Annotated in this window: 4 protein-coding genes and 1 tRNA gene; 3 read left to right on the forward strand and 2 right to left on the reverse strand. The window is 52.0% G+C overall.

The window, feature by feature from the left end; translation table 11 throughout:
- From ABYP39_RS16695 to ABYP39_RS16705, 3 genes are all read left to right on the forward strand, one after another.
- On the forward strand, positions 1–2,229 hold a 2,229-nt coding region (locus ABYP39_RS16695; RefSeq protein WP_372783693.1), incomplete at its 5' end, for a response regulator.
- Entirely contained in the window at positions 2,226–3,302 is a 1,077-nt protein-coding gene (locus ABYP39_RS16700; protein WP_372749030.1) for an HD domain-containing phosphohydrolase, read from the forward strand. The genes ABYP39_RS16695 and ABYP39_RS16700, both read left to right, overlap by 4 nt.
- A gap of 95 nt (positions 3,303–3,397) precedes the next feature.
- A tRNA-Met gene (locus tag ABYP39_RS16705) sits at positions 3,398–3,474 on the forward strand.
- A 70-nt stretch (positions 3,475–3,544) separates the two neighbouring features.
- On the opposite strand, the gene ABYP39_RS16710 is transcribed toward ABYP39_RS16705, so the two are convergent.
- Together ABYP39_RS16710 and fusA are read right to left on the reverse strand one after the other, a co-directional pair.
- Positions 3,545–3,787 (reverse strand): transposase, encoded by a 243-nt coding sequence (locus ABYP39_RS16710; RefSeq protein ID WP_372783695.1) that lies wholly within the window; start codon positions 3,785–3,787, stop codon positions 3,545–3,547.
- Positions 3,788–4,048: 261 nt separating this feature from the next.
- Positions 4,049–6,011 (reverse strand): elongation factor G (gene fusA, locus ABYP39_RS16715; RefSeq protein WP_372783697.1); only part of this gene is annotated, 1,963 nt, incomplete at its 5' end.

The raw sequence follows: 6,011 nt of genomic DNA on the forward strand, positions 1-6,011 counted from the left end.
CAGCAAGTGTCTGAGCGGACTGAGGAACTGCAGAAGGCGATGGAAGAGGCCAAGGCGGCCAGTGAGGCAAAGTCTGATTTTCTGGCGAATATGAGCCACGAAATTCGCACGCCAATGAATTCCATTATTGGCATGACACATCTGCTCAGCCAGACCCCTTTGACGGATAAGCAGAAGAACTACATTTCCAAACTCGGTACCTCTGCGAACTCTTTGCTCGGCATTATCAACGACATACTCGACTTCTCGAAAGTAGAAGCGGGCAAGCTGGAAATAGAAAACACAGCATTTTCAATTGAAGAAGTGCTTAAAGAAATCATTGCTGTGCTCAGTATTCAGGCCACCAGCAAAGGTCTGGAATACCTTGTTGATTACGATGAAACCATTCCCGAACAGCTGATGGGTGATGCCCTGCGGCTTTCTCAGGTGCTGATCAATCTCTGCAGTAACGCCATCAAATTCACAGAGGAAGGGGAAATTATCACTCGCGTTAGCGTGAACGACAGAAGTGAAAGTGCTATTACGCTGAATTTCTCGGTCGAAGATACGGGTATAGGCATCGCTGAAGATCGTCTGTCGGAGCTTTTTCTCTCATTTTCTCAAGCAGATGCATCCATCACACGCAAACACGGCGGTACTGGGCTCGGGTTGTCCATTTCCAAGCGGCTGGTTGAACTTATGGGTGGTGAGCTCAAGGTAGAGAGCGAGCTCGGGCAGGGCAGTAAGTTCGGGTTTGCGCTAACACTGCCTTTGGCAGAAGAGACCGAGTCGAGCGTGAGCCCGCAAGATACTTACGCGGAGAAAAAAATACTGGTGCTTGATGATAATCGTGCTGCCAGGGAAATTCTCGAGGCCATGCTGGAAAAGCTGGGGGCGAAAACTACGAGTGTGAGTGCGAAGACTGAGCTCAATGCGTTGTTGGGTGACGGTCAACAGTTTGATCATTATATTATCGACTGGCGAATGCCGGACGGTGGTGGCGTTAATACCGTTCAGTCGCTGATCAATGACTATAGGGTGGATGCTTCTAGAATTATTATGATGTCGGCTTACGATATCGATGATCTGAAGTCGGAGTTACGCTCCCGCGACATAAGTGTTGGTGGGCTTCTTGCCAAACCCATCATGCGTAGGCATCTCGCGCAAAAGCTCGGTTTACATGAAGACAGTGATACCGACTCCAATGTAGATGCAAGCGAAGCCTGTAGTCGTCTTTCTGGATTAAGCCTGCTTGCTGCCGAAGACAACCCGGTAAATCAATTTATCCTTAAAGAAATACTCGCGAAACTTGGTGTGCAGGTTCAGATTTGCAATGACGGCGTCGAGCTGGTGTCGGTGCTGGAAAAAACTACCGATTTCGACTGTATTCTGATGGATGTTCAGATGCCCAACATGGATGGGCTGGCGACCGCGAAACATGTTCGGCAGGAGCTCGGGCTAACGGGAATTCCTATCATAGCCTTTTCTGCCAACGTCATGGCCCAGGATCAATTCAATGCGCTGCAAAGCGGTATGAATGACCACCTTTGCAAACCTGTAAATGTAGAAATTTTGACCGACATTGTTGAGCGATGGACGGCCTTTTCACGGCGTTGCCTTAACCGCCGTGACATTGAAAATGGCAGCGCCGAGTTTCGGTTCTTTTCACCTGACAAGGCACTCGCTACGTCTGGAAATAATGAATCGCTGGTGAAAAATATGCTCGGCACTTACGTTGCCAAAGCAGCCGGCGAGGAAGAAATGCTAACTACCGCATTGCACAATGCAGACGATAGCACTTCGCTAGAGGTCTGCTCTCGTATTGAGAAAACCGCGACCGCTATTGGGGCCGCGCAATTGGCGGGTAGCGCCGCTGAAATTGCCATGCTGGTGAGAAGAGAGGCGCATGAAGAGGCGCAATTGCGCCTGAATATACTCAGTCGAGACTTGGAGAATTCCCGGCGGGAAGTGGAGAGCTATTTGCGCAGTGCGCAGGAGGCGCCTTCTCTACACGGTATCAGTGATGAGGAACTGCGCGAAAAAGCCACTGGAATAATGAAGTTGCTTGAAGGCTATGATGCCGGTGCAGAGGATCAGTTGGTGGCGCTGCGAAAATTATTTGAAGCACATCCACTTAAGCCGAACCTGGAGACAGTAATTTCCGCCGTGCAACGCTACGATTTTGATGCTGCAGCCAGTCAACTCTCAGAACTGCTGAGCGAACTTTCCAGTCAGGAGAATCATGCATGAGTGGTGAGACTGTCCTGATCGTTGACGACACGCCGCAGAATATTGATGTTCTGAAGTCTGTGTTGGCCGACGACTATCAGATTAGAGCGGCGATCAACGGGCAGTTGGCGCTAAAGATTGCCGTGGCTCAGCAGCCCGACATTATCCTGCTTGATGTGATGATGCCAGAAATGGATGGCTATGAAGTGTGCCGCCGCTTGAAAGCAGACCCGGAAACCTGCGATATACCTGTGATCTTTGTCACTGCTGTGACAGAGAGCATCAAGGAGGAGCAGGGGTTTGCGCTCGGTGCGGTGGACTACATCACCAAGCCTATCAATCCGGCAATCGTTAGAGCCCGCATGAAAACGCATTTAACGCTGGCTAACCAGCAGCGCGCCACCCGTGCCGCTGTTATAGCCAAGACTGCCGAGCTCTCCGACAGCCAGCGCAGTGCTATTTACATGCTCGGCGAAGCGGGTCACTTCAATGATACCGATACCGGTGTGCATATTTGGCGGATGGCGGCATACGCCTCTACCCTGGCAACCAAAGCCGGCTGGTCGGTTGAGGACGCCAAACTGTTGGAGCTCGCGGCTCCTATGCATGATACCGGCAAGATTGGTATCCCTGACGAAATCTTGAAGGCCCCCCGACGCCTCACCGACGATGAAATGGCGGTAATGCAGACCCATACCACCATCGGGCGGGATATTCTGGTGAAAAGTACGACGCCCCTGTTCCAGTTGGCTGCCGAGATTGCATACAACCATCACGAGTGTTGGGACGGTAGTGGTTACCCGCGCGGCATCAGCGGTACCGACATTCCGGAGTCGGCGCGAATTGTCGCCATTGCTGATGTGTTTGACGCATTGAGTATGCGTCGCCCCTACAAGGAGCCGTGGCCTCTGGATGAAATACTCGAATTCCTGAAAGAAAAGTCCGGTTCACACTTTGATCCGTCCTTGCTCGCATTGTTTATGGAGCACTTGGATGAGATTCTTGAAATCCAAAAGCGCTGGGATTCCATCGAGCATAGCGGTGAGAGTGCGCTTGCTACCATGATCAAACTGCAGCATGAGGGCGAGCTTTAAGTAAAGTTTCAAATGGGCCTTGCAATAGCTAAACAGGCTCCCTATAATGCGCAGCCTCGATTGGCGAGACGCAGTTAGCCAGTCAACAGTTTTGATGCGGGGTGGAGCAGCTTGGTAGCTCGTCGGGCTCATAACCCGAAGGTCGTAGGTTCAAATCCTGCCCCCGCTACCACTTTAAAAGCGGATCAACGTAAGTTGGTCTGCTTTTTTTTGGCTCTACCCCATTAACGGGGGATGGGCATTCATCTCACCCTGTTGATTATCCCGTCCCATCCACAATGGGCCAGCACTCTTAATCTGTAATTTTCAAAGTTTCTAAAACCATACGCTCGCCGTGACATCATTTCCATCTTGTTCTGAAAGCCTTCGGTAATTCCGTTCGCTTTCGTAAAGAGTCGCATGGCGACAATGGGCTGTAGCCAAGATTGTAAAGTCCCTGTCAACGCTCTTAGCGGACTGGCGGCCAGCTGTTCCAGCAAGGCCATAAGCGCGGGCAATTATGGCCTAGGCGTCGCGCCGGGTTAATGTCTTGAATGGTACAAAGCGGATAAGGCGCTGGTTGGTGATAAAGGGTGTAGCCGGAGGGCCGGGTTGGGCAAATTCTAATCAATTGATCGCTGAAAGAGTTTCTATATTATGGCGATTCTATAATCTCTCTTCAGGCTGTCGCCGCTGTAGTTTTGCAATCGCCCACAAAAAAGCCCTGTCAGCGTCGCTGACAGGGCTCTGAGCGTACAAAGAGCGGGTTACTTCGACTTGGCAGCCTTTTTCTCTCTCTCTTTGGCAATCACTTCTTCTGCAACATTGGTGGGGCAGGCTGCGTAGTGCGAGAACTCCATGGAGAACTGGCCGCGACCGGAAGTCATGGTACGCAGGGTGCTGATGTAGCCAAACATTTCAGACAGTGGTACGTCAGCTTTAATGCGAACGCCGGTTGAGTTGGGCTCTTGACCAGAGATCATGCCGCGACGACGGTTAAGGTCACCGATAACATCACCAACATTGTCTTCCGGGCTGAACACGTCAACCTTCATGACCGGCTCCAGGAGCTGTGCGCCAGCTTTAGGCATTGACTGACGGAAAGCGCCTTTTGCGGCAATTTCGAAAGCCACTGCCGAGGAGTCAACTGCGTGGTAAGCACCGTCGTGGAGGTTGATGGCAACGTCCAGAACCGGGAAGCCGGCCAGCGGGCCAGTTTCCATCATTGACTTGAAGCCTTTCTCTATAGCCGGGAAGAATTCCTTGGGTACGTTACCGCCCACGACCGTTGAGGTGAAGGTGAAACCAGAGTTCGGCTCGCCGGGTTCCATCGTGTAGTCGATCTTACCGAACTGACCAGAACCACCAGACTGCTTCTTGTGCGTGTAGCTGTCTTCGATTTTCTGGGTGATGGTTTCGCGGTAGGCAACCTGTGGCTGACCAACTTCCAGCTCTACGCCGTAAGTACGCTTAAGGATGTCGACTTTGATGTCCAGGTGAAGCTCGCCCATACCTTTAAGGATGGTTTCGCCTGAGTCTTCATCAGTTTCAACGCGGAACGAGGGATCTTCAGCAACCATCTTGCCGATGGCGATACCCATTTTTTCGGTAGAGCCTTTGTCTTTCGGTGTTACCGAAATGGAGATAACGGGCTCAGGGAATACCATGGCTTCCAGCGTACAGGGGTGATCCTGGTCACACAGGGTGTGGCCGGTTTGTACGTTTTTCATGCCTACGATGGCGATGATGTCGCCAGCCTGAGCGTTGCTCAGCTCGTTACGCTCGTCAGCCTGCATCTCTACCATACGGCCGATACGTTCGGTCTTGCCGGTAAAGGAGTTGAGGATGGTGTCACCCTTCTTCAGCCTACCTGAGTAAATCCGCACGAACGTCAGGGCGCCGAAGCGGTCGTCCATGATTTTGAACGCCAGTGCGCGCAGTGGCTCGTCGGGCGAAACGATTGCGTATTCGCCGGTAGGCTCGCCTTCTTCGTTGGTCAGCGGCTGCGGGTTAACTTCGGTTGGGCTGGGCAGGTAATCAACAACCGCATCCAGCAGCAGTTGCATCCCTTTGTTTTTGAATGCAGAACCACAGTAGGTCGGGAAGAAGGTCAGTTCCAGCGTACCTTTACGGATACAGCGCTTGATGTCATCAATGGAGGGGTCTTCGCCGTCCATGTAAGCCATCATCAGGTCGTCGTCCATTTCTACCGCAGTTTCGATCAGTTGCTCGCGGTACATTTCAACATCGTCCACCATGTCGGCGGGGATGTCGGTAATTTCGTAGTTTTCTGGCTGCCCAGTTTCATCCCAGATATAAGCTTTTCTGGTCAGCAGGTCGACAACACCGGAGAATTCGTCTTCACGGCCAATTGGCAGGGTCATAACCAGTGGGTTGGCGCCCAGTACCTTTTTAACCTGTGCGGTTACGCGGTGGAAATCTGCGCCAATACGGTCCAGCTTGTTAACAAAGATCAAGCGGGATACTTTGGATTCGTTCGCATAGCGCCAGTTGGTCTCTGACTGGGGCTCAACACCACCAGAGCCGCAGAATACGCCAATGCCGCCATCGAGTACTTTCAGTGAACGGTAAACTTCGACAGTGAAGTCAACGTGCCCAGGGGTGTCGATGATGTTCAGGCGGTGACCATTCCACTCACAGGTAACAGCGGCTGACTGGATGGTAATACCACGCTCAGCTTCCTGCTCCATGAAGTCGGTGGTTGATTCG

The organism is Litorivivens sp., from assembly GCF_041625495.1.
Classification (GTDB): Bacteria; Pseudomonadota; Gammaproteobacteria; order Pseudomonadales; family Spongiibacteraceae; genus Litorivivens.